20 protein-coding genes and 1 tRNA gene are annotated in these 23,334 nt (G+C 66.9%); 12 read left to right on the top strand and 9 right to left on the bottom strand.

The genetic code is table 11. The features are described 5' to 3' along the window. Positions 1-96: 96 nt before the first annotated feature. Positions 97-1,056, bottom strand: coding sequence for a TAXI family TRAP transporter solute-binding subunit (locus tag ACTPOE_RS13320; RefSeq protein ID WP_458872606.1), 960 nt, complete (start codon positions 1,054-1,056; stop codon positions 97-99). A 270-nt stretch (positions 1,057-1,326) separates the two neighbouring features. On the opposite strand from ACTPOE_RS13320, the gene ACTPOE_RS13315 reads away from it, so the two are divergent. The 3 genes from ACTPOE_RS13315 to thpR are packed head-to-tail and all read left to right on the top strand — an operon-like array spanning position 1,327 to position 5,184. Then, positions 1,327-2,775 carry a chloride channel protein gene (locus tag ACTPOE_RS13315; protein WP_458872605.1) on the top strand — a complete coding sequence of 483 codons (1,449 nt, stop codon included), beginning with the start codon at positions 1,327-1,329 and terminating at the stop codon, positions 2,773-2,775. Then, positions 2,762-4,594 (top strand): cation:proton antiporter, encoded by a 1,833-nt coding sequence (locus tag ACTPOE_RS13310; protein WP_458872604.1) that lies wholly within the window; start codon positions 2,762-2,764, stop codon positions 4,592-4,594. The genes ACTPOE_RS13315 and ACTPOE_RS13310 overlap by 14 nt, the downstream gene beginning before the upstream one ends. Further along, on the top strand, positions 4,591-5,184 hold the full coding sequence (thpR, locus tag ACTPOE_RS13305; protein WP_458872603.1) for an RNA 2',3'-cyclic phosphodiesterase: 594 nt from the start codon (positions 4,591-4,593) through the stop codon (positions 5,182-5,184). Before ACTPOE_RS13310 ends, thpR begins: the two co-directional genes overlap by 4 nt. 195 nt (positions 5,185-5,379) lie before the next feature. Here thpR and ACTPOE_RS13300 read toward each other — a convergent pair whose 3' ends face one another. Both ACTPOE_RS13300 and ACTPOE_RS13295 read right to left on the bottom strand, forming a co-directional pair. Beyond that, positions 5,380-6,432: a cytochrome-c peroxidase gene (locus tag ACTPOE_RS13300; RefSeq protein ID WP_458872602.1), complete on the bottom strand. Its 1,053-nt coding sequence runs from the start codon at positions 6,430-6,432 to the stop codon at positions 5,380-5,382. A 101-nt stretch (positions 6,433-6,533) separates the two neighbouring features. Next, complete coding sequence (locus ACTPOE_RS13295; RefSeq protein WP_458872837.1) at positions 6,534-7,682, bottom strand: trypsin-like peptidase domain-containing protein; 1,149 nt, start codon at positions 7,680-7,682, stop codon at positions 6,534-6,536. Positions 7,683-7,788: 106 nt separating this feature from the next. Between ACTPOE_RS13295 and ACTPOE_RS13290 the strand changes: the two genes are divergently transcribed. After that, positions 7,789-8,565, top strand: coding sequence for a Nif3-like dinuclear metal center hexameric protein (locus ACTPOE_RS13290; RefSeq protein WP_458872836.1), 777 nt, complete (start codon positions 7,789-7,791; stop codon positions 8,563-8,565). An 8-nt stretch (positions 8,566-8,573) separates the two neighbouring features. Here the strand turns inward: ACTPOE_RS13290 and mscL are convergent, their stop codons facing one another. Beyond that, positions 8,574-9,023, bottom strand: coding sequence for a large conductance mechanosensitive channel protein MscL (gene mscL, locus ACTPOE_RS13285; protein WP_458872601.1), 450 nt, complete (start codon positions 9,021-9,023; stop codon positions 8,574-8,576). 141 nt (positions 9,024-9,164) lie between these two features. Between mscL and petA the strand changes: the two genes are divergently transcribed. The 6 genes from petA (at position 9,165) to ACTPOE_RS13255 (ending at position 13,435) form a co-directional block, all read left to right on the top strand. Continuing rightward, entirely contained in the window at positions 9,165-9,809 is a 645-nt protein-coding gene (petA, locus tag ACTPOE_RS13280) for a ubiquinol-cytochrome c reductase iron-sulfur subunit (protein ID WP_458872600.1), read from the top strand. A gap of 48 nt (positions 9,810-9,857) precedes the next feature. Then, the gene (locus ACTPOE_RS13275; RefSeq protein WP_458872599.1) at positions 9,858-11,243 is read left to right on the top strand and encodes a cytochrome b; all 1,386 of its coding nucleotides are present in this window, start codon (positions 9,858-9,860) and stop codon (positions 11,241-11,243) included. Positions 11,244-11,274: 31 nt separating this feature from the next. Beyond that, positions 11,275-12,123 carry a cytochrome c1 gene (locus tag ACTPOE_RS13270; protein ID WP_458872598.1) on the top strand — a complete coding sequence of 283 codons (849 nt, stop codon included), beginning with the start codon at positions 11,275-11,277 and terminating at the stop codon, positions 12,121-12,123. A gap of 159 nt (positions 12,124-12,282) precedes the next feature. After that, on the top strand, positions 12,283-12,891 hold the full coding sequence (locus ACTPOE_RS13265) for a glutathione S-transferase N-terminal domain-containing protein (protein WP_458872597.1): 609 nt from the start codon (positions 12,283-12,285) through the stop codon (positions 12,889-12,891). Between the two features lie 2 nt (positions 12,892-12,893). Beyond that, the gene (locus ACTPOE_RS13260) at positions 12,894-13,328 is read left to right on the top strand and encodes a ClpXP protease specificity-enhancing factor (protein WP_458872596.1); all 435 of its coding nucleotides are present in this window, start codon (positions 12,894-12,896) and stop codon (positions 13,326-13,328) included. A gap of 31 nt (positions 13,329-13,359) precedes the next feature. Continuing rightward, positions 13,360-13,435: transfer RNA gene (locus ACTPOE_RS13255), tRNA-Thr, on the top strand. A 96-nt stretch (positions 13,436-13,531) separates the two neighbouring features. Here the strand turns inward: ACTPOE_RS13255 and ACTPOE_RS13250 are convergent. Further along, positions 13,532-15,592: an autotransporter outer membrane beta-barrel domain-containing protein gene (locus ACTPOE_RS13250; protein ID WP_458872595.1), complete on the bottom strand. Its 2,061-nt coding sequence runs from the start codon at positions 15,590-15,592 to the stop codon at positions 13,532-13,534. Positions 15,593-15,868: 276 nt separating this feature from the next. On the opposite strand from ACTPOE_RS13250, the gene ACTPOE_RS13245 reads away from it, so the two are divergent. Beyond that, positions 15,869-17,362 (top strand): GGDEF domain-containing protein, encoded by a 1,494-nt coding sequence (locus ACTPOE_RS13245; protein ID WP_458872594.1) that lies wholly within the window; start codon positions 15,869-15,871, stop codon positions 17,360-17,362. 85 nt (positions 17,363-17,447) lie between these two features. Here the strand turns inward: ACTPOE_RS13245 and ACTPOE_RS13240 are convergent, their stop codons facing one another. From ACTPOE_RS13240 to yihA, 4 genes are all read right to left on the bottom strand, one after another. Further along, the gene (locus tag ACTPOE_RS13240; protein WP_458872593.1) at positions 17,448-18,542 is read right to left on the bottom strand and encodes a BsuBI/PstI family type II restriction endonuclease; all 1,095 of its coding nucleotides are present in this window, start codon (positions 18,540-18,542) and stop codon (positions 17,448-17,450) included. Positions 18,543-18,544: 2 nt separating this feature from the next. Beyond that, positions 18,545-20,344 (bottom strand): Eco57I restriction-modification methylase domain-containing protein, encoded by a 1,800-nt coding sequence (locus tag ACTPOE_RS13235; RefSeq protein WP_458872592.1) that lies wholly within the window; start codon positions 20,342-20,344, stop codon positions 18,545-18,547. Positions 20,345-20,582: 238 nt separating this feature from the next. Next, positions 20,583-21,599 (bottom strand): porphobilinogen synthase, encoded by a 1,017-nt coding sequence (hemB, locus tag ACTPOE_RS13230; protein WP_458872591.1) that lies wholly within the window; start codon positions 21,597-21,599, stop codon positions 20,583-20,585. A gap of 72 nt (positions 21,600-21,671) precedes the next feature. Continuing rightward, positions 21,672-22,295 carry a ribosome biogenesis GTP-binding protein YihA/YsxC gene (gene yihA, locus ACTPOE_RS13225; protein ID WP_458872590.1) on the bottom strand — a complete coding sequence of 208 codons (624 nt, stop codon included), beginning with the start codon at positions 22,293-22,295 and terminating at the stop codon, positions 21,672-21,674. A gap of 150 nt (positions 22,296-22,445) precedes the next feature. Here yihA and ACTPOE_RS13220 point away from each other — a divergent pair, with 150 nt between their 5' ends. Beyond that, the gene (locus ACTPOE_RS13220) at positions 22,446-23,135 is read left to right on the top strand and encodes a c-type cytochrome (protein WP_458872589.1); all 690 of its coding nucleotides are present in this window, start codon (positions 22,446-22,448) and stop codon (positions 23,133-23,135) included. The last annotated feature ends 199 nt before the right edge of the window (positions 23,136-23,334 follow it).

The following is a 23,334-nucleotide window of genomic DNA, read 5'->3' as shown; positions in this document are numbered from 1 at the left end:
AAGGCGGTTCAGACGCAGGTCGGAACCGCCCGGAGGGAGGGGAGGAGCGTCGTGGCCCCGGGGCGGTCCCGGATGCGGCGCGGCGCTCGCGCGGGATCATTTGATCAGGCCCACTTCCTTGTAGTAGCGCTCGGCGCCCGGATGCAGGGGCACCGGCATGCCCTTCAGGGCATTGTCGCGCTCGATCGACTTGGCGGCGTTGTGGGCGGACTTCAGAGTGTCGAGCTGCTCGTAGAAGACCTTGGTCATCTGGTAGACCAGATCGTCGGGCACCGTCGAGGCGGTCACCAGGAAGTTCGGCACCGCCGCCGTGGGCGTGTCTTCCGTCTGGCCCTCGTAGGTGCCGGCGGGGATGGTGGCCGGCTGGTAGGCTTCGTTGCCGATCTTGGCGATGACGTCGGCCGGGATGGGGACGACTGTGATCTTGACCGAGGTTGCCAGGTCGCGGATGGAGGATACGCCCAGGCCGGCGGACTGCAGGGTCACGTCCAGTTGGCGGTTTTTCATCAGTTCGACGGACTCGCCGAAGGGCAGGTATTCGACCTTGTCGAAGTCGGCGTAGGCCAGGCCGGCGGCCTTGAGGACGGCGCGGGCGTTCAGTTCCGTGCCGGAGCGGGCGGCGCCCACGGAGATGCGCTTGCCTTTCAGGTCGGCCAGGGTCTTGATGCCGGAATCGCCGTTGGCGACGATCTGGATGTAGTTGTTGTAGGTGGCCGTCATGCCGCGCAGGTTCTTCAGCGGGGCCTTGAAGCCGGCTTCGGCGTTGCCGGTGTAGGCGTCGGACACGGTGTCGGCCAGCGCGAACGCCAGTTCGCCGCGCCCGGCCTGCAGCAGGTTCATGTTCTCGGCCGAGGCCTTGGAGACCTGGGCGGTGGATTTGGCGTCGGGGATGTGCTTGTTGTAGATCTGGGACAGCGCCACGCCCAGCGGGTAGTAGACGCCGCTTTGGCCGCCGGTCAGGATGTTGATGAACTTGGTGTCCGCCTGCGCGGGTGCGGCGGCGATGGCGGCGGTGACCGCCACGGCGCATGCGGCCAGCCATTTCGTGATGGGCATGGTAGGTTCCTCTTCAATTGCGATGGGGATACGACCCTGCATAGTACCAAGGGTCGCCCCGCGTACCACTCCGTAATCACCCTAGAAAAACGGGGGATTTCCCGCGTCTGGTCCGGATGTTTCCCGGGCCGGACGGGGCGCGGGCGGCCAGCCCGGTTCGGGGCGAGGTGGGACGGCGGCCTCGGCTATACTGCCCGGGGTCAGGCCCGCATCGAGCGCGTTCGCGCCGTCCGAGCGGGGCTCCCGCGGCTTCCGCGCGCCGTCCGCCCCATGAAACTGCCCTCCGTATCCCGTATCGATCTGCTGGAGCCCGCCGTGATGCTGGCGACGGTGCTGCAATGGTTGATCCTGGCCTCTCTGACCGGGTTGGTGGTCGGCGCCGGCACCAGTCTGTTCCTGCACACGCTGTTCTTCGCGACCGGGCGCACCCAGTCCATGCCCCTGTGGGCCTACTGGATCCTGCTGCCCCTGGCGGGGCTGGCCAACGGCCTGCTGATGGGTTACGCGCGCCGCCGCCTGGAGGCGTCGGGGCTGAAGGATTCCATTTTCGCCGCCGTGCACGAGCAGGGCGGCCGCATGCCCTGGCGCACCCTGTGGATCAAGCCGGTGGCCGCCGTCATCACCCTGGCCAGCGGCGGCTCGGCCGGCAAGGAAGGCCCCTGCTCCCACCTGGGGGCGTCCCTGGGCGCGGTGATCGGCCAGGTGTTCCGGTTGAACTCCGACCTGCGCCAGCGCATCGTGGCCTGCGGCGTCAGCGCCGGCTTCGCCAGCGTGTTCGGCACGCCCATCGCCGGCGCTCTGTACGGCGTGGAGATGCTGATCATCGGCCGCATCCGCCACGACTTCCTGTTTCCCGCGCTGATCGCGGGGGTGACCTCGTACCAGGTCAGCAAGGCCCTGGGGATTCCCTACGAGCACTACGCCGTCGACGTGCTGCCGGTGTTTTCCGAATCGCTGTTCCTGCGCACCATCCTGGTCGGCATGCTGTGCGGGCTGGTGGCGCGCGTGTTCGTGGACCTGATCTACGCCGTGCGCAATGCCTGCCAACGGCTGCAGGCACGTTGGGCCGTGTGGCCGCCGCTGATGCCGCTGGCGGGAGGCCTGGTGCTGGCGCTGCTGGTCTTCGTCGCCATTCCCACGGACTATCTGGGCCTGAGCCTGCCGCTCATGGACCGGGCGCTGGCGGGCGAGACCATGCCCTACGCCGGTTTCCTGTGGAAGACGATCCTGGTGGCGGTGACCCTGGGCTCGGGGTTCTACGGCGGCATTGTCACGCCCCAGTTCGTCATCGGCGCCGTGGCGGGCAACGCTTTCGCGCACCTGTTCGGCATCAGTCCCGTTCTGGGCGCCGCCGTGGGGCTGGTGTCGGTGGTGGCCGCCGCGTCGAACACGCCGCTGGCCGCCATCCTGATGGGCGTGGAACTGTTCGGCGGCGCGGTCGGCACGCTGTACGCGGCCGGATCGGCCATCGCCGCCTATCTGATCATCGGCCATCGCAGTGTCTACCCGGACCAGCGCCTGGGACACGCCAAGTCGTCCTGGATGCGGGTGCGGCCCGACATTCCGGTCGGCCAGGAAAAGACGCACCTGTCCTACGGCCTGCTCAAGGGCTGGCGCCAGATGCGGACGCGGGGCTGGCGGGCCTGGCTGGGCGCCGGGCGGCGCGCGGGCGGCGGGCGGGCCGCCGACGAAGGAGACCGGAACGATGCGCAGCCCTGAACTGATGCTGGCCGGGATCGGCCTGATCGCCATGGGCGCCCAGTGGCTGGCCTGGCGCCTGCGGGCGCCGGCGATCCTGTTCCTGCTGCTGGCGGGCATCGCCGTAGGGCCGCTGGCCGGCTGGCTGGATCCGGACGCCCTGTTTGGCGACCTGCTGTTTCCCATCGTGTCGCTGTCGGTGGCCGTGATCCTGTTCGAAGGCAGCCTGACCCTGGAGTTCCACCAGACGCGCGGGCTGGAGCGGGTGGTGCGGCGGCTGGTGACGGGCGGCACGCTGATCGCCTGGGCCGTGGCGGCTGTGGCGGTGCACGCCTTCCTGGACTTCCCCTGGGACCTGGCGATCCTGTTCGGCGCCATCACGGCCGTGACCGGACCGACCGTCATCGCGCCGCTGCTCAAGACCGTGCGCCCCGTGGCGCCCGTGGCCCACGCCCTGCGCTGGGAAGGCATCCTGATCGACCCGATCGGCGCCCTGCTGGCGGTCGTGTCCTACGACCTGATGGTGGCCCTGCGCATGACTCACGAATGGAGCCATGCCCTGTGGGCCTTCGGCGCCACGCTGGCGGCGGGCCTGTGCGTCGGGGCGGCGGCCGGCTGGCTGCTGGGGACGCTGCTGCGGCGCGGCTGGGTGCCGGATTCCCTGGTCAACCTGTCGGTGCTGGCGCTGGTGTTCGCCGCCTTCGCCCTGTCCAATGCGGCGCAGCACGAATCCGGCCTGCTGGCCGTGACCATCATGGGCATCTGGCTGGCGAACCGGCCCGGCATTCCGGTGCGCGAGATCCTGGAGTTCAAGGAAACCCTCAGCCAGATCCTGCTGTCGGCCCTGTTCATCCTGCTGGCGGCGCGCGTGGCGCCGGGCCAGTTGCTGGGCCTGGGCTGGCCCGCCCTGGCCGTGTTGGCGGTGATGCTGTGGATCGGGCGGCCGGTGAAAGTGCTGTTCTCCACCTGGGGATCGGGGCTGAACTGGCGCGAACGCGGCCTGCTGGCCTGGATCGCGCCGCGCGGCATCGTGGCGGCGGCGGTGTCCGCCCTGTTCGCGCTGCGCCTGGAGAAGATGGACGTGCCCCACGCCGACCGGTTGCTGCCGATGACGTTCCTGCTGATCATCGGCACGGTGATCTGGCAGAGCCTGACCGCGCGGCCCATGGCACGCCTGCTGAAGGCGGCCGAGCCGGACCGGGTGGGCTTCCTGATCGCGGGCGCCAATCCCGTGGCCCGGGCCGTCGGCCAGGCGCTGCACGAGCAGGGCGTACCGGTGCGTCTGTGCGACAGCGATTGGTACAGCCTGTCGCTCGCCCGGATGATGGGCCTGCCCACCTACCACGGCAGTCCGGTCTCCGAGCATGCCCAGCGCAATCTCGACACCACCGGACTGGGGCGCCTGCTGGCCCTGGGCGTGCGCGACGACGCCAATCAGTTGATCACGGCGCGCGCCCGCGACGAGTTCGGCAAGCGCAGGGTCTTCAGCCTGCCCCGGTCGCGGGATGCCGGCCAGTCCGAAAAGCATCTGCTGGATGCGGCCTATCGCGGCCGCACCCTGTTCGCCCCGGACCTGGGCTACTGGAAGCTGTCCGCCCTGCTGGCGGCCGGCGCCCGGATCAAGGCTACGCGCCTGTCGGACAGCTTCGATTTTCCGCAGTACCTGGCCGCCCGGCCCGACCATCCCGTGATCCCGCTGTTCGCGCTGAATCCCAAGGGCTATGCGCTGCCGTTCACCCTGGACGAGACGCTGCAGCCCGGCGCGGGCTGGACGATCATCGGACTGCACGAGGACGACGCGCACGGGGCGGAGACATCGCCCGCGCCGGAGGGGGCATGACAGCCCGTCCGGCCGGATCGCCGCGGCGGCAGGCCGTCCACCCGGCGAGGGCGGAGGCCGCCGGCCCGCGCGTGTTCTTCGCCCTGTGGCCGGACGATGCGGCCGTCCAGGCCCTGTCCGGCTGGGCGCATCGGGCCCATGCGGCGTTCGGCGGACGCGTCATGCGACCCGACACCCTGCATCTGACCCTGGCCTTTCTGGGCACGGTGCCCCACGACCGGGTGGCGGATCTGGCGGCCCTGCTCGACGAGGCCGCCTTGATCGGCGGCCCTCTGCGCCTGGACCGCTACGGACGCTTCCGGGGGCCGCGGATCGTCTGGGCCGGCCCGACGGCGCCGGCGCCCTGGCTGGACGCGCTGCACGGGTGGCTGTGGCGGGCGCTGGCGCGCCTGGGTTTCGACCGGCCGATCGAGCCCTTCCGGCCGCACGTGTCGCTGCTGCGCCGGGCGGGACCGGGCGACCTGGACGCGCTGCCGGCGCCCGAACCCCTGGACTGGACGCCGCGCCGCTGCGTGCTGGCGGCCTCGTCTCCGCGTCCGGATGGTTCCTTCTATGAGATCCTGGCCGAGTGTGCGCTCCGGATTCCCTGAGCCGATCCCGGCGCGGCGGGCAGCCGCGACTCCGGGAACCTTCGTTTCCTGGCCGCGAAAGCCATCCAGCGCCGGGACGCGGCGCCAGATGGCAGAAAGGGGGGGACTCGAGCGGGTGGTCCGCCCTGCGCGGGTCGGTCCCGGGGGCGCAAAGGGAGTTGCCGCCCCGGAGCCCGGCCCGCGCCGGCGGATGGGCTACTTCTGCGGCCGGGGCGTGGCTTGCGTGCTCGGCGGCAGGGTGGGGTAGACGACCTGAGGCTGCTCGCCGGTCAGGGTGTGCAGGAAGCGGGTGATGACCTTGACTTCGCCGTCGTTCAGTTCCTGTCCGAGCTGACTGGACCCCATGATCGCCACGGCCTGCTCCAGCGACCAGACGTCGCCGCTATGGAAATAGGGGGCGGTCAGGGCGATGTTGCGCAGCGGACCCGCGCGGAACACGTATTCGTCGCTGGCGGTGTTGGTCACGGTGAAGCGGCCTTTGTCGTCCGGCGGCAGGATATCCGCGCCGGGCTTCTTCACCACCCCGAAGGGGAAGTAGCCCTGCCCACCGACGTTGACGCCCTGGTGGCAGGCCACGCAGCCCTTGCTCATGAACAGGTCCAGGCCCTTGATCTCGATCTCGTCCAGGCTGTCGGCACCGGCCAGGAACTGGTCGAATTTCGAGTTGGGCGTCACCAGCGTGCTTTCGAACGCTTCGATGGCGTGGGCCATGTTCTCGAAATTGACCGGGTCCTTGTCCTTTGGGTAGGCCTTCTGGAACAGGGCGACGTATTCCGGCAGGCTCTTGAGCGTTTCCTCGACCTGAGAGGGCGTGTTGTTCATCTCGACGCTGGCCTGCACGGGTCCCTTGGCCTGTTCTTTCAGGTCGGCTGCGCGGCCGTCCCAGAACTGGGCGCTGTTGAACAGCGCGTTGAGTACGGTCGGCGAGTTGCGCGGCCCGTGCTGCCAGCCGTGGCCGATGGATGTCTGGATGTTGTCGGCTCCGCCCGTGCCGACGCTGTGACAGGTGTTGCAGCTGATGATGTGGCTGCGCGACAGGCGCGGTTCGAAGAACAGCCAGCGGCCCAGTTCAATGCTGTCCGCGGAAATGCTGCGTTCTGCGATCACGGCCTCGGACGTGGGGATGGGCTGGAAGAGCTGCCGCGCGGCTTCCCGCACCGCGTCGGCGGCGGGCACGCCGGCGGCCAGGGCGGTGGCCCCTTTCAGGGCGAGGCTGGCCGCCAGGAGAAGGGTGGCATGCTTTCTCATGATGTTCCCCTTGTGGAGTGGTTATATCCACAATGAGAACATGGTCATTGATTCCCTGTATTGATAGGGGTCAAGGATCATCCGGACCGCGCCGGCCACCCTCAGCGCCCCGTCCCGCGCGCTGGGGGACGGATTCCCACCCGGACGTCCAGGGCGAGGGTACGGCCCTGGCGCAGCAGTGCCAGCCGGGCCGTCGAGTCCGCCGGCAGGGGCGCGAGCCGGTTGACCAGGTCGTAGGCGTCCTCCACGGGCTGGCCGTCCAGCGAGCGGATGATGTCGCCCACCCGAATCCCGGCGCGCGCCGCCGGGCCGCCCGGCAGGATACGGGCGACGATGGCGCCGCGCGTGCCCTTCAGGCCGAAGGCCCGCGCCAGGTCGGGCGTGATGTCCTGGGGCTCCAGGCCCAGCCAGCCGCGGCGCACGCGGCCGTGTTCCAGGATCTCGTCCAGGATGTGGTGGGCCGCGGCCGCCGGGATGGCGAAGCCGATGCCCAGCGAGCCTCCGGTCTCGGAATAGATCGCCGTGTTGATCCCGACCAGTTCGCCCCGGGCGTCGATCAGCGCGCCGCCGGAATTGCCCGGGTTGATGGCCGCGTCGGTCTGGATGAAGTCCTCGTAGGTGTTCAGTCCGAGGCGGTTGCGTCCCACGGCGGACACGATGCCCTGGGTCGTGGTCTGGCCCACGCCGAACGGGTTGCCGATCGCCAGCACCACGTCGCCCACGCGCACCGACGGATCGGGGTCGAAGGCGATCGCCGGCAGGTCCGGCAGATCGATCTTCAGTACCGCCAGGTCGCTCTCGGGGTCCGCGCCGACCAGTTTCGCCGCCGCCTGGCGTCCGTCGTGCAGGCGCACCTCGATCGCATCGGCGGCCTCGATCACATGATAGTTGGTCAGGATCGCGCCGTCGGCCCGCGCAATCACGCCCGAGCCCAGGCTGGTCGCCGCCTCCCGCCGCGTGAACCCCGGCAGGCCGCGCAGGAACCGCTCCAGCCCCGGATCGGCCGGCAGCGGCACCAGCGGCACGTCCACGTGCTTGGTGGTATAGATGTTGACCACCGACGGCGCGGCCCGCACCACGGCGGACGCATAGCTGAACGGCGCGCCGGCCGCGGCCGCGGGGGCGGCCGGGACCGTCCGGGACTCGGGCGCCCCGCCCGGCAGCCACTGGGGCCGCAGGGTCGCCACCAGGAACAGGATCCCCAGACAGACCGTTACCGTCTGGGCGAAAATCAGCCACAATCGTCGCATCAACATGGAATCACTCGACTTGCTTCAGGCTTGCCGCCCATTGCGCGGCCCGCATGCCGCCCGGATTCGCCAGGCGGCGGGAAGACATGCTAAAGGACATGACATGATCGCCAAAATATCACGTCAGGAACTGGCGGACTGGCTGAACGGCGTATTGCAGCCCGAACGCTTCCGTGATTATTGCCCGAACGGCTTGCAGGTCCAGGGTCGGGACGAGATCCGCCGCGTCGTCACCGGCGTCACGGCCTCGCTGGCCCTGATTCAGGCCGCCGCCGCCCGCGGCGCCGACGCCGTCCTGGTGCATCATGGCTGGTTCTGGAAGAACGAGGATCCCTGCATCCGCGGCCCCAAGCACCGCCGCCTGTCGGTCCTGATGGCGCGCGAGATCAGCCTGTACGCGTATCACCTGCCTCTGGACGCCCACCTGGAATGGGGCAACAACGCCCAGCTGGCGCGCGTCATGGACTGGACCCCGGACATCGGCCCCGACGGCGCGCCCCGGCGCTGCGGGCCCGACGACCTGGTCTGGCTGGGCACGCCCGTCCGGGATCTGACGGTGGGCGCGCTGGCCGCCGACATCGCCCGCAGACTGGGTCGCGAGCCCCTGACGATCGGCGACCCCGACCGCCCCGTGCGGCGGCTGGCCTGGTGCACCGGCGCCGCCCAGGGCATGATGGACGCCGCCCTGGCGGCGGGCGCGGATTGCTACGTCAGCGGGGAAATCTCCGAGCCCACCGTGCATCTGGCCCGCGAAGCGGATGCGGCCTACATCGGCGCCGGCCACCACGCGACGGAACGCTACGGGGTCCAGGCCCTGGGCGCGGCCATCGAGGCCCGCTTCGGCGTGCCCTGCGAGTTCGTGGATATCGACAACCCGGTGTAGGACGCGACCTATTTCTTCAGGGCGTCGCGGATCTCGCGCAGCAGCAGGATGTCCTCGGGGGGGGCGGCGGCCTCCGGCGCCGGCTCGGCTTCGAAGCGGCGCCGGGCATTGTTCACCAGTTTTACCATCATGAAGACCACCAGGGCCAGCAGCAGGAAGTTGACGAGGATGGTCAGGAAATGTCCCCAGGCGAACACGACCGCGCCCGCCTTGGCCAGTTCGGCCATCGTCATGGCGCCGGCATAGCCTTCGGGCAGGCGCAGCACCCAGAACAGGTTGTCGAAATTGACGTTGCCGCCGATGATGAAGTTGATCAGCGGCATGACCAGGTCGCTGACGACCGAGTCGATGATTTTGCCGAAGGCGCCTCCGATGATGACCCCGATGGCCAGGTCCATCATGTTGCCCTTGATGGCGAATTCTCGGAATTCTTTGATAAAACCCCCGGGTGCGCTCATTTCGGTATTCCTCCATCCATTTACCCCACTGGGCGTAACGCTATAATACGCGGTTGAAGACCCTTGCGGGGCCGCGGCCTCGCGCACGGGCAGATCACGTTCAAAACGCTCCGCCCCCGGGCGGCAACCAGGGATAACAGAATGAGTCAGCATCCGACACAGTCCGACGAGCAGGGCGCAGTCGACCCGAACCTGCCCCCCGATCCTTCGCGCCGCTTCTGGGTCGCATCGGCCTGTACGCTCGGCGGAGTCGCGGGTGTCTCCACGGCCGTTCCCTTCGTCGGCTCGTTCGCCCCCTCCGAAAAGGCCAAGGCGGCCGGCGCGCCGGTCGAGGCCGACATCTCCAGCCTGACCGAAGGCCAGATGATGACCGTCGAATGGCGCGGCAAGCCGGTCTGGATCGTGCGCCGCACGAAGGCCGAACTCGAAAACCTGCCCAAGCATGACGCCGAACTCGCCGATCCCAACTCCGACCGTCCCGGCTTCACGCCGGAGTGGGCGAAGAACGAATACCGCTCGCGCAAACCCGAATACTTCGTCTGCATCGGCATCTGCACCCACCTCGGCTGCTCGCCGACCGCCCACTTCCAGACTGGCGCCCAGCCCGGTCTGCCGACCGACTGGCCGGGCGGCTGGTTCTGCCCCTGCCACGGCTCCACGTTCGACATGGCCGGCCGGGTGTTCGCCAACAAGCCGGCCCCCGACAATCTCGAGATCCCGCCCTACGTCTTTTCCGCCGACGGCACCCGCATCACCATCGGCGTCGACGAAGACAACAAGGCCTGATGAACGGCCCCGTTCATCCTTTTGCGATATTGAATCTAGGAGCCTTCCATGGCCGATAAAAACGTCGAGACGACCGGGTTGCTGGGCTGGGTGGACCACCGCTTTCCGCTCACCAAAATGTTCAAGGAGCACATGTCCGAGTACTATGCTCCGAAGAACTTCAACTTCTGGTATTTCTTCGGATCGCTGGCCCTGATGGTGCTGGTGATCCAGGTCGTCTCCGGGATCTTCCTGGTGATGAACTACAAGCCCGACGCGCGCTTCGCCTTCGAATCCGTCGAATACATCATGCGCGAGGTTCCGGGCGGCTGGTTCATCCGCTACATGCACTCCACCGGCGCCTCGATGTTCTTCGTCGTGGTCTACCTGCACATGCTGCGCGGCCTGTTCTACGGTTCCTACCGCAAGCCGCGCGAGCTGGTCTGGATCTTCGGCGTGGCCATCTTTCTGTGCCTGATGGCCGAGGCCTTTTTCGGCTATCTGCTGCCCTGGGGCCAGATGTCCTACTGGGGCGCCCAGGTGATCGTGAACCTGTTCTCGGCCATTCCCTTCATCGGCCCCGACCTCTCCCTGTTCATCCGCGGCGACTACGTCGTATCCGACGCCACCCTGAACCGCTTCTTCGCCTTCCACGTGATCGCCATCCCGCTGGTGCTGATCGGCCTGGTCGTGGCGCACATCATCGCCCTGCACGAAGTGGGTTCGAACAATCCCGACGGCGTCGAGATCAAGCAGGGTCCGAAGGACAAGTACGGCCGCCCCGTGGACGGTATTCCGTTCCACCCCTACTACTCGGTGCACGACGTGGTCGGCGTGGCGGGCTTCCTGATCGTGTTTGCGGCGATCATCTTCTTCGGCCCCGAAATGGGCGGCTACTTCCTGGAATACAACAACTTCCTGCCGGCCGACCCGCTCAAGACCCCGCCGCACATCGCCCCGGTCTGGTATTTCACGCCGTTCTACACCATGCTGCGCGCCACCACCAGCGACTTCACCTGGGTCATGGCGGCGGGCGCCCTGCTGGCCGCCGTCCTGTTGTTCGCCAAGGGCAAGCTCTCCGGCATCTGGCGCCTGGCGGCGCCGGCCGTCCTGGTGGTCGTCGCCATCCTGATGAGGGTGCTCGACGCCAAGTTCTGGGGTGTGGTGTCCATGGGCGGCGCCGTCGTCATCCTGTTCTTCCTGCCGTGGCTGGACCGTTCCCCGGTGAAGTCGATCCGCTACCGTCCGGGCTGGCACAAGGCTCTATACGCGATCTTCATCGTCGACTTCCTGCTGCTTGGCTATCTGGGCACCCAGCCGGTCTCGCCGACCTATACCCTCCTTGGGCAGATCGGCACGGTCATCTACCTGGCCTTCTTCTTGATGATGCCGATCTGGACTCAGTTGGGCTCCTTCAAGCCGGTTCCCGACCGCGTCACCTTCCGGGCCCACTGAAGGCCGAACCACTGACTGTCACGGAAAGATCATGCTGAAAAAACTGCTCGGTGCCCTGGCCCTGTCCTTGACCTGCTCATTGACCTTCGCCGCTGGCGAAGGCCCGCAACTGGACCGTGCGCCGGACCGCATCACCGACCTGGCCGCCCTGCAAAACGGCGCCAAACTGTTCGTCAACTACTGTCTGAACTGCCACAGCGCCGGCGCCATGCGCTACAACAAGCTCATGGACCTGGGGCTGTCGGAAGACGACATCAAGAAGAACCTGCTGTTCACCGGCAACAAGGTCGGCGACCTGATGACGATCGCCATGACACCGGCCGACGGCAAGGCCTGGTTCGGGGTCACCCCGCCGGACCTGTCGGTGATCGCCCGCGCCAAGAACACGAACTTCGGCCCGTCGGGGGTGGACTACATCTACACCTACCTGCGCAGCTTCTATCGCGACACGAGCAAGAAGACCGGCTGGAACAACGTCGTCTTCCCCAGCGTGGGCATGCCCAACGTGCTCTGGGATCTCGAAGGACCGCGCAGCTATACCAGCATCGCGGTCCACCAGGCGGCCGACGCGAACGGTACCCCGCACTGGGAACGCACCACCACGGCCTATGACGCGGATGGCTTTTCCACCGCCACGTCCGAAGTTCTGAAGGACTACACGGGCGAAGCGTCCGTCACGAGCAAGTTCGACTCGGCCGACGCCAAGACCTTCAGCAAATTCGAGAACGACGTCGCCGATCTCAGCAATTTCCTGGGCTGGATGGCGGAACCCGGCCAACTGGTGCGCAAGCAGATCGGCGTCTGGGTCATGCTGTTCCTGTTCCTGTTCCTGTTTGTCGCCATCCGCATGAATGCGGCATACTGGAAACACGTCCGTTAGGATCATCCGGATCGGATGATCCCCGGGTCGGTCGCGCCCTCCGGGGCGCATGACCCTCCGGCCGCGTGGGCCGGGATGCCAGCCAGGCGTTGCCACGCCTGGCTTGCGCTTTCAGGACCGCGCGTGTTCTTCGTCTTTTTTTGCATTGGAACCCACGACATGATGGTGCTCTATTCCGGGACGACCTGCCCCTTTTCGCAACGCTGCCGCTTCGTGCTGTTCGAAAAGGGCATGGATTTCGAGATCCGCGACATCGACCTGTACAACAAGCCCGAAGACATCGCGGTGATGAATCCCTACGGCCAGGTGCCCATCCTGGTCGAGCGCGACCTGGTCCTGTACGAGTCGAACATCATCAACGAATACATCGACGAGCGCTTCCCGCATCCGCAGCTGATGCCGGCCGACCCGATCATGCGGGCGCGCACCCGCCTGTTCCTGTATAACTTCGAAAAGGAGCTGTTCGTCCACGTGTCCACGCTGGAGAACCGCGGCATCACCGACGAAAAGGTCCGGGACGCGGCGCGCGCCAACATCCGCGACCGCCTGGCCCAACTCGCCCCCCTGCTGGTGAAGAACAAGTACATGCTGGGCGAGGAGTTCTCCATGCTGGACGTCGCCGTCGCTCCGCTGCTGTGGCGCCTGGGCCATTACGGCATCGAACTGCCCAAGAGCGCCGCCCCGATCCAGAAGTACGCCGAGCGCCTGTTCTCGCGCCCCGCCTACATCGAGGCCCTCACCCCGTCCGAAAAGGTCATGCGCCGCTGAACATGCAGGAATCCTCGACCAAACCATACCTGATCCGCGCGCTGCACGAGTGGTGCACGGACAATGGCTATACCCCTTACCTGGTGGTCACCGTCGACGAGAACACCGTGGTGCCGCTCGCCCATGTCCACGACGGGCAGATCACGCTGAACATCAGCCACCTGGCCACCAATCGCCTGACGCTGGGCAATGAATACATCGAATTCGAGTCCCGTTTCAACGGCGCGGTGGAGCACCTGTTCATCCCGGTGGGCGCGGTCTCGGCGGTGTACGCCCGTGAAACCGGAGCCGGCATGGGGTTCGAGGTCGTGGCCTCGCGCCCCTATCCGGGCGGCGACGACCAGCCGGGGCCGCAAGCGTCCGGGCCGGACGTCCCGACGCCTCCGGACGATGGGCCGGAGGCTCCCAAGCCGTCCCACCTGAAGGTCGTCAAATAGGGCGTCTTCGTCCTGTAGAATGACGGTCCTTGCCGGCTTAGCTCAGTTGGTAGAGCAGCTCACTTGTAATGAGAAGGTCGGGGGTTCGATTCCTCTAGCCGGCACCAATAGAATCAGGCAATGACGCCAGCCCGTGCGGCTGGCGTTTTCGTTGCCGCGCCCCTAAACAGCAGGACGGGCATTCATCGGGCGCTGGCAAGGGTTCAAAACCTGATGTTGAGACTGGCCTTGATGGCATGATCGGCGACGCCGGAGCCGAATTGCCCGCCATAGGAGAGGCTCAGCGTGGTATTGGACTTCGCGACATAGTCCAGGCCGGCCTCGATCAGCGCCGCGTTGCGCGCGATGGGTGTGCCGCCGATCAGGAAGGCATCGCCGCCGCCGGCGAATCGCTGCGTCGAATGCGGTTCGACATCGCCGAAGGCGTGACGCCAGCCGAGCAGGCCCTTGACGGTGAGCTCGGCGCCGCCGAGCGTGATGCCCGTGGCGGCGCGCACGCCGAGCGTGGCGAAGGAGACATTCGATTTTTTCTGGCCGATGATCAATGCCGCCGCGTCTCCTTGTTCGGTGTAGCGGTCGGAGCGCAGGCGCGTGTGGGCCAGATTGATGAAGGGCTCGATGCGCGAGCCGCCCACCGCCATGTCGTAGCCCAGTTCGCCGAACGCCTGCCAGGCTTCGGCCTGGTAGGCGCCCGAGAGGTGGTCGGTCAAGCCGGGAAAGGACGCGTCGCGTCGGGTTTTCACGTAGTGCCGGGTGTAGGCCGCGCCCGTGCGCAGGGCGAGCCCGCCCCAGGCGGCGCCGCCGTAGACGCCCAGGTGGTAGTTGTGGCTCGAGCCCGACGAGGCGCGCTCCGCGGCCTTCGCATTCGAGTCGCTGTAGCCGGCCATCACGCCCACGCGTCCGCGGCCGAGCGGCCAGTCGACGCCGGCGATCAGGCCGTCGCTGTCGCGCTCCAGGCGCGCGGCGTTGCCGTTGCCGTGTGTCGCCCCCCATGAGCCAAAGCCTTGCGTCCAGAAGGCCGGGCCGGCGGGGTTGGCGGCCACGGGCGGCAGGAGGCCCGGGACGTCGCCCTGGGCGGCCAGCAGCACGCCGCCGGAGGCCGAGCCGGGCGCCGCTTGCGCGGCGCGCAGGCGATGATTGGCCGCATCGCGGATGAAGTGGCTGTCCTCGAGCAGCGCCGTGCGCATCGACGCATGGATTTCACCCGACAGTCGATCGAAGGCGGCGCGCGCCTGATCGGCCGACAGATTCAGTACCGCGTCGAATATCGGGCCCGTTCCGAGGCTTTCCACGCCCCCGCCGGTGGCGATCTGGTTCCGGGTGAGGCCGACGCTGGCGAAGGAGGCGTCGTTGCGGGTCATCGTCAGCAGGACCTGATTGGCGCCGTAGCCGAGCGAGGGGTCGAGGAAGGCGAGGTTGGAGGTTGCGCCGGAGAACGTTCCGTTGAGCCCGCCCGCGGCGCTCAGGATGGTGTATTGAGTGTGCGCCGCATAGTGGCCCGCGCCGGCCAGGACGCGCACCGAGGCGCCGTGGTCGATGGTGGCCGTGCCGGTGGCGATGATCCGGTCGCTGTTTCCGGCGGCATCCACTTCTACTTCGTAGACCGAGCCTGGCTCGAAGGCGAAGTCGCCGGCCACGTGCAGCGTGCCGATCGAATTGCCGGGCGCGACGGTGCCGTGGACGATGGTGTCGCCCACGGTGCCGCTGCCCTGCAGGCGGCCCGCCGCCTGGACGAGCAGCGTGCCGCCGAGCTGGCTGTTGACCGTCAGGATGCCGTGCCCGACTTCGGTGATGCCGGCGTAGGCCGCGTTGTTGCCGGTCAGGGACAGGGTGCCCGTGCCATTCTGGACGATTATGCCGGCGCCCGAGATGTCGCCGCCGAAGATCACGGCGTCGCTGCGGTTGAAGGCGAGGGTGCTGTCGCTGTTCACCTCCACGTTGCCGGTGATCTTGCCGGCCGTGCCGCCATTGCCGATTTGCAGTGTGCCGGCGTTGATCGTCGTGCCGCCGGTGTAGTCGCTGTCGCCGGTCAGGGTCAGAATGCTCTCGCCCGCTTTGGTGAGCGAGCCGTCGCCGCTGATTTCGCCGTCGAATGTCATGTCGTTGTTGTGATTGAAGGCGAGGAGGGCGCCGCTTTCTTTGGCGAAGGTGACTTTGCTGGTGTTGAGGCTGGCTGCGTCGCCATCACCGATTTGCAGCGTGCCGGCATTGATCGTCGTCTTGCCGGAGTAGGTATTGGCGCCGGTCAGGGTCAGGGTGTTCAAGCCGTATACGCTTCAAACGCTGATTGGCACACCTGTTTTGTGATGGATGGCAACTTCGAGGCGTTCCGTGCCTTGCTTCCAGGAAGCATGAGATGAAGTAACGGATGCAGGCCGATGGTTCCGTTCCCGAACGGGTTCGGCGATTTCCATCACATTCGTGATATTCACGACGACGGAAACCGGCTATCATGCATAGTTACATTTGAGTCGAGGCTGTCGCGGCGCTGGCGAAGAAGGCCGCCGGTCGGCGGACGGCATTCGGACAGCGTACGGACAATGAGCCAGACCCTTTCCCTCGGTATGAACTTTTCCCGGTCTATCGTCCAGGCGGCGTGGGTCGCGGCGGCGGCGTTCCTGCTGGCGCAGGCAAGCCTGTTGCTCCAGCCGGTGTTCGACCGTGCGGCCCTGTGGCCGGCGAACGCGGTCCTGGCCGGGGTGCTGCTGCGTCAGCAGGCGTCGATCCGGCCCTTGTCGTGGGCACTGGCGGGCGCCGGCCTGGTCCTGGCCCGCCTGGGTCCCGGCGACCCCTTTTCCCAGGCCGCGGCCGACGGCCTGGCGGATCTCGCGGGCGTCTGGGTGATCTGGCTCATTCTGGCGCGCTTCTGGCCTCTGGACAACTTGCGCACGCCCCGGGCAGTGGTCCGGATGCTGCTGGCTGGCCTGTCGGCGTCGGCAACCACGGTGGCCGTCGGCCTGCTCGCCGGCTTCTGGCGTCCGGCCGCCGAGGCTGCTCCGGAGGCCCTCGTCAGCGGCCTGCTCGGCCAGTGGCTGGGCTATTGCATCTTCCTGTTGCCCGTCCTGTTGCTGCCCAGGATGGAAATTCCCGGGATCGATCGTCGCCGCAGGGATCACGGCCCGCTGCGCCATCTGAAGAACTGGCCCGCGCGGATCCCGGGGATGCTGCTGGCGTTCAGCTTGGCGCTGTGTTTCCTGCTGGGCGGGCCCGGCGCCCTGCTCCTGCCTTTCGCCGCCTTAGTGTATTGCGCGCATGCCTACCAGCAGTGGACCTTGGCCTGGTTGGCGTTGCTGGCGGCCCTGGGGGTCGTGCTCGGCTTCAACGCCGACTGGTCCCTGGTCCCGGGAGATCTGCTGGCGTCCCTGTCCGTCTGGACACGGATTTCCCTGCAGCTGGGCGTCCTGCTGCTGATGACCGTGCCGCTGCTCATGTCCAGCGCGCTGGCCGCTCGGGGCGACCTGATCGTGTCGCTGAACCGCGCGCTGGACCACGACGACCTGACGCAGGCCTTGTCCCGCCCGGCGTTCACGCGGGGCGCCCAGGAATATCTGCGGCGGATTCCTCCGGCGCCGCACGGCAACGGGTTGATGATGTTGGACATCGACCATTTCAAGCAGATCAATGACCGGCACGGCCATGCCGCCGGGGATAACGTGCTGTGCGAGTTTTCCCGTACGATCCGCGAAGCCATCCGTCCTGAGGACCTGTTCGGGAGGCTGGGCGGCGAGGAGTTCGGCCTCGTCCTGCCCGACTGCTCGCTCGGGGACACCGTCGAGATCGCCGAGCGGCTGCGGGCCTGCGTGGAAAAGATCCATCTTTATCTCGACAGCGACGAGCCCCTGAGGATCACGGTCAGCATTGGCGTCGCGCATGACGGGCAGGGCCTGCCGGCTGGCCTGGACAAGCTGCTGTCGTATGCGGACCAGGCGCTCTACCAGGCCAAGCGCCAGGGCCGCAACCGCTGCCGCGTTCACGGGACCGAAGAAGAGGCCGAGGATCCGGTCGATCCGTCCCAGCCTTGGCGGCGCGCCTGAGCGCGGGGCTCAGCCCCGTCGTCTGTTTCGGCTGACTGATCCGGCCCCGCGGTGATGGAGCGCGTCGTCTTTTCGCCATGCCGAATCAGGCGTCCGGGGCGCGATCCGACAGTTTCGCCGGCTTTCCGTCATGCAGGCTGATGAGATGATCCGGCTCGGATACGAACCAGGCATGGGAACCCCATGCCAGTTCCGAGAGGCTCTTTTTGAATGGCGCGCCGGACCGGTCGAGGTATGCCGTCAGAAATGCCAGATGTTTTTCATCGAAACCGGCATCGATGGCGACCTCTGTCAGTACGGCTTTTCGCTCGCGATTGATCGGGCCGTCGGATGCGACGACCTCGGTAAAGACGACAAGCATGTCGTTGCCGCCGATGTCCGCGCCGAGATCGATCAGAATGATGTCGGGCAATGCTTTTGATGCGTCGATTCTCAGCTTGAGCGCTGAAGCCAGCCGTTCATCACGGGCAACGACTTTATTGCCGGACTCGGAAAGCCACAGCACTGCAGGCTGCTTGAGAAAGCGCGGCGCGAATTCCTCGATCACGGCTTTGGCGATCACGCTGGACGGCCCTGCCGCGAGTGTCCTTGTTTCGCCGTTGGGGAAGGTGACCGGGATGGCGGATCGCACCGCCGCGCCCGCGCCTTGCCTGACCAGGTGCTGCCGCGCCAATGCGGCCCTGGACAGGTGCGATGCCCGCCAGGCGACAATGGCGTCATCCAGCGCCGTGCCATCCAGCGCTGGGTCGAACAATGCGGCGAAATCATGATCCAGTGCATATTTTGGCGTGGAGGATGTGGTTGGGATGCCGTCCCGCTCGACAACCGCCCGGCACACGATAAACCCGGAGCGTAGCGTTTCATCGCGCACGGGCTCGCGTGTCGTGTCGGCATACCAGCGCACGCCGGATGGGCGATATCCGGGCTTGATGGATAGGCGGAACCATTCGGCACGCTCCGCATCGCTGGTACAGGAGGCTTGCTCGTGCGTCATGAAGTAGATGTGGCTTGGGCGAATCCAGCGATCTTTTCCCTCGATGGCGTCCGCATACAGCATGACGTAGACGGTGCGTGCCGCCATTTCCCGGATGACGTAGTTGCGATTCTCGGTCCCCTCCGGGAAGATTTCTGGCAGCCGCGCGGCAATCAGGGCGATGTCCGGAATGGCGGGGAAAGACATGTTCAGGCCATCCCGTAAAAAGAGGCGATTTGTCGCTCGATGATGGCCTTGGCGGCGCCTGACTGAATGGACCGTTCTACTTCAATCAGTTGCTGGATGGTCGGCAGGGGCAGGGCGTTCAGTTCGTAGGCCGAGACTGCGACACTGCCGCTGATGCATCGGAAGGCCCGATCGACGGCGTCGGAGCTCAGGAGGGCCGCGATCGTGCCCAGGGATACTCTTGGTGTCATGCCGACCGGAGCGTGCACGAGATTCAGGTGATTTTCGATCACCGCGCCACCGCGTCGATCGAGAAATGCCTGTGGCAGAACGGCCGCCAGCAATCGGCGATTCTGTTCCTTGGAGGTCGTGCGCTGAACCAGTATCGTCTCGTGGCGCGTCACCAGATGGGACTGGCTGGGTTCCACGTCGATATATGGCACATGGTTGCGCCGGTCGGCGCTGAATGAAAAGCCATTCGCCGTCACCGATTCCGCCCAGATCAAGGGAAGTGATTCCGCCCCCGCGGCAGTCCTCAACTGGCGCTTGTGACGATTCCAGACCAATTGGCCGGTGGTGACGACATATCCCAGATCCGCCAGCCTGGTCGGCATTTGAGCGATGGTATCGAGGAATACCACATCGCTGGCCGAGCGTGGCAGCAGCCATGGGGATCCCTCCTTGTCGATGTTGACGCATACGGCGCCCACTTTTTCGATGGCGGTGGCATTCAGACCTTTTGGAATGAGCGTGGCGACCGTGGTTGGCGCATCACGGGCGCCCTTGGTGTAAGTGGTGAGCAGCGTTTCCTGCAGGACGTCGTCGAAGACGCCTTCCCGGTCCGCCACGAAATCGACGGAGAAAGGAGTCGCTTCGTCATTGAGCAGCTGACGGAGCGCTTTGTAATATTGCCCGCCGAGAAACGAGGTGGGCGTGAGGTAGGCCAGGATGCCGGCGGGCTTGACCAGGCGCAGCGCCAGGTCGGTGAACAGCCCATACAGATTGGCGTGCCCATAAAGCGACCGCGCGTAATGCCTGCGCATGGGTTCTTCCAGTTTCACCCGGCCGTAGGGCGGATTCCCGATGACCAGATCGAACTGCCCATGATCATGGGGACGTAGCGCGTTTCCCACCATAACCACATCCGGCAGGCGGCGCTTTGCCGCTACGCACAGCGGCAATACGGCGGCCTCCAGCAGCACCGTCGTCATCCATGCGGCGAAGCGATCGATCTCAAGCCCTTTGAGACGCTTGCCCAGGCGGCGCAAGGTCCATTCTGGCGATGCCCCCCCATCATGCGCCACCATTCTGAGCGCCAGCGGCGCCAGAAAAGCGCCGCCGCCGCAAGCCGGGTCGATGGCCGTGCCCCGGGCAAGATCGAAACCGGCGGCCTCGGCCTGATCGAGGAGCCGCGTGACCAGCGGTGGCGGAGTGTAGTAAGCCCCCATTCGGGTACGCAGCGAGGACGGCAGCATGACGGTATAGATCGACCCGATCAAATAGCCCGCATCCTCCACGGGAAACTCAGCGACAAGCCGGCCGATATCGTCCGCCAGCCGATGCGCGTCCATTTCCAGGGCGGGCAGTGAGAGTGAAACGGGCCTGATCCGTAGCGCCGTGCCGTGCCGTTCGCACAAGACGCGCCAGAACGCCTTGATGGCGACCGCGCAAAAAGCGCGGGCATGGTCTTGCCGCGCGCTTTCTGATTGCCTGGCTTGCGCATAGCCGCGCGCCATCGCCTTGCATGCGTGATAGCGTGTCAGCGGATCGGCGCAAGGGTCGATGCCTTCGATTTGGACGAGCTGGCTGGACGCGGTCGTCATGCCTTACCTCTTCGGTTCATTCCCTTTCGCGGACAATCCAAACAATTCCAGTATCGTTCTGCCTGCGCGACATCCCTTCAGGTCGTTCCGGGATGGAGACGCGTCAACCGCCGACAACCGTGCTCCAGTTTAGGCCAGGTCGTTGAGCGGCACACAGGATGACGGGCTGTTTTTGTCCTGCGGGCGGATCCTGTTTGCGCGGGCGCGCCGCAGCCGCGGCGGCGCGCCCGCGCGGGCGTCAGCCCCGTTCGCGCAGGATCTTCGCCGCGGCGATGGCGAAATACGTCAGGATGCCGTCGCCGCCGGCGCGCTTGAAGGCCAGCAGGGATTCCATCATCACCTTGTCGTGGTCCAGCCAGCCGTTGGCGGCGGCGGCCTTGATCATGGCGTATTCGCCGCTGACCTGGTAGGCATAGGTGGGCATGCCGAAGGCGTCCTTGACCTCGCGCAGCACGTCCAGGTAGGGCAGGCCGGGCTTGACCATCACCATGTCGGCGCCCTCGCGGATGTCGGCGGCGACTTCGCGCAGGGCCTCCAGGCGGTTGGCCGGGTCCATCTGGTAGGTGGCCTTGTTGGACGCCCCCAGGCTGGCGGCCGAGCCCACCGCGTCGCGGAAGGGGCCGTAGAAGGCGCTGGCGTACTTGGCCGAATAGGCCATGATGCGGGTATGGATGCGGTCCTGGGCGTCCAGCGCCTGGCGCACGGCGCCGATGCGCCCGTCCATCATGTCGCTGGGGGCGACGATGTCCACGCCCGCCTGGGCGTGGGTCAGGGCCTGGCGCACCAGCATGGCCACCGTGGGATCGTTCAGCAGCTGGCCGTCCGCGTCGATCAGGCCGTCCTGGCCGTGGCTGGTGTAGGGATCCAGCGCCACGTCGGTCAGCACGCCCAGTTCGGGAAAATTCGATTTCAGCAGGGCCACGGTGCGCGGGATCAGGCCGTCGGGATTGGTGGCCTCAAGGCCGTCCGGCGTCTTCAGGGACGGGTCGATGTGCGGGAACAGGGCCAGCACGGGGATGCCCAGTTCCAGACATTGTTCGGCCGTGCGCAGCAGGACGTCGGGGGATTGCCGCGCCACGTCCGGCATCGAGGCCACCGGGTCGCGCACGTCGCGGCCTTCGCAGACGAACACCGGATAGATCAGGTCGTCCGCCGACAGGCGGGTTTCGCGCACCAGGCGGCGGGAGAAATCGTCGCGCCGGTTGCGGCGCAGGCGCATGGCGGGGAAGTCGGCGGGGGGCAGGAAGGCGGTCATGCGGTACTCCGGAAAACACCCGCCGCGCGCGGCGGGGCGATGAAGGGCTCGTGGGGGAAGGTCCCCTTGCGTTCAGGGCACGGCCTGGGGCGAGATCCAGTTTTCGATGTGGGCGGCGGCCTCGTCCAGGCCGACGCGGTGGGTGGCGGAGAAAGGCAGCGCGGTCAGCGTGCCGATGTCCGCCAGGTCCTTGCGCGCCCGGGCGGCGGCCTGGATGCGCTGGCCGTAGGGCAGCTTGTCGGCTTTGGTCAGCAGGGCCAGGGTTGGCAGGCCGCGCAGGGCGATCCAGCGGGCCAGGCGCCGGTCCAGGTCGGTGACGCCCCGGCGGATGTCGATCAGCAGCACCACGCCCGCCAGGCTGGAGCGCTCGTGCAGGTAGCCGCCCAGGACCTCGGCCCACTCGTCGCGCGCCGCGCGGTCCACGGCGGCGTAGCCGTAGCCCGGCAGGTCCACCAGGAAGCCGAGCCAGGCGTCCGGCGTGAGCGGATCGGGGATGCCGAACAGGTTGATCAGGCGGGTGCGGCCGGGCGTCTTGCTGGAGAAGGCCAGCCGCCGCTGATTGGTCAGGACGTTGATGGCCGAGGATTTGCCCGAGTTGGAGCGGCCGACGAAACAGACTTCGGCGGTGGTCGGGGCGGGCAGCTGGTCCAGCCGGGCGGCGGACACCGTGAACCGGGCGCGATGGAGGAGAGACACGAGGGGCGGGTTCGACAAGAGAGGGGGTGAAGCCTATTGTATAATTTCACATTGAATGTTGCCGCGCATCGCGTGTCCCGGGCGGATATGATGCCGGTCCTGTCAGGCGCCGGCCTCCGGCGTCGTGAACGAATCACCACCGAGGATCTCATGAAGCGTGCGCTTTCCAGTGTGTTCATGGCCGGCAGCCTGATTCTCGCCGGCGCCCTGCCCGGCCTCGCCCATGCCGAAGACGCGCAAAAACCCGATGCCAAGGCCGGCGAACAGCTGTTCCTGAATGGCGACATGTCACGCGGCGTGCTGGCCTGTGTCACCTGTCACGGCGAAGGCGGCAACAGCACCATCCCCATGAATCCCAACCTGGCCGCGATGCCGCACGAATACATCGCCAAGCAGCTGCGCGATTTCGCGCCCCAGGGCGACAAGCGCGCGGTGCGCACGGGCGCGGACGGCGCGCCGTCGATCATGTCCACCATCGCTCCCACCCTGACGCCCCAGGACATCCAGAACGTCGCGCTGTACCTGTCGCACCAGAAGATGGATTGGGACAAGGCCGGCACGGCCGCGCACGAAGCCTCCACGGAGCGCGGCCAGACCATCTGGCGTGCCGGCATCGCCGACCGCAAGGTCCCGGCCTGTGCGGCCTGCCACTCGGCCAACGGCGCCGGCCTGCCGGGCGAGTTCCCCCGCCTCGCCGGCCAGCACCCCTCGTATCTGCTGGATCAGCTCAAGCTGTTCCGCTCGGGCGACCGGGCCAACGACATCATGCGCAACATCGCCGACCGCATGACCGACCAGGATCTGGCCGCCGTCGCCGATTACGCAGCCGGTCTGCGCTAGGGAACGCCTGGACAAGTCGAGCGACAAGCGAGCGGATGCGCGCGGCGCGAAGGCTTGCCCGGAGGTTCCCCGGAATTTCCCGGTCGCGCACAGGGTCTTGGAGGGATCCCGGCGCGTACCGGTGTATCGTTAAAACTTAAAATTTCTGGACCGAGGGGGCACGCGCGAGCGCACCCCCTGTTTTTTTACCGCCGGGCCG

This window comes from Castellaniella sp. WN (assembly GCF_054457555.1).
The sequence above is the reverse complement of the archived record's forward strand: the minus strand, read 5'-3'. Positions and strand labels throughout refer to the sequence as shown.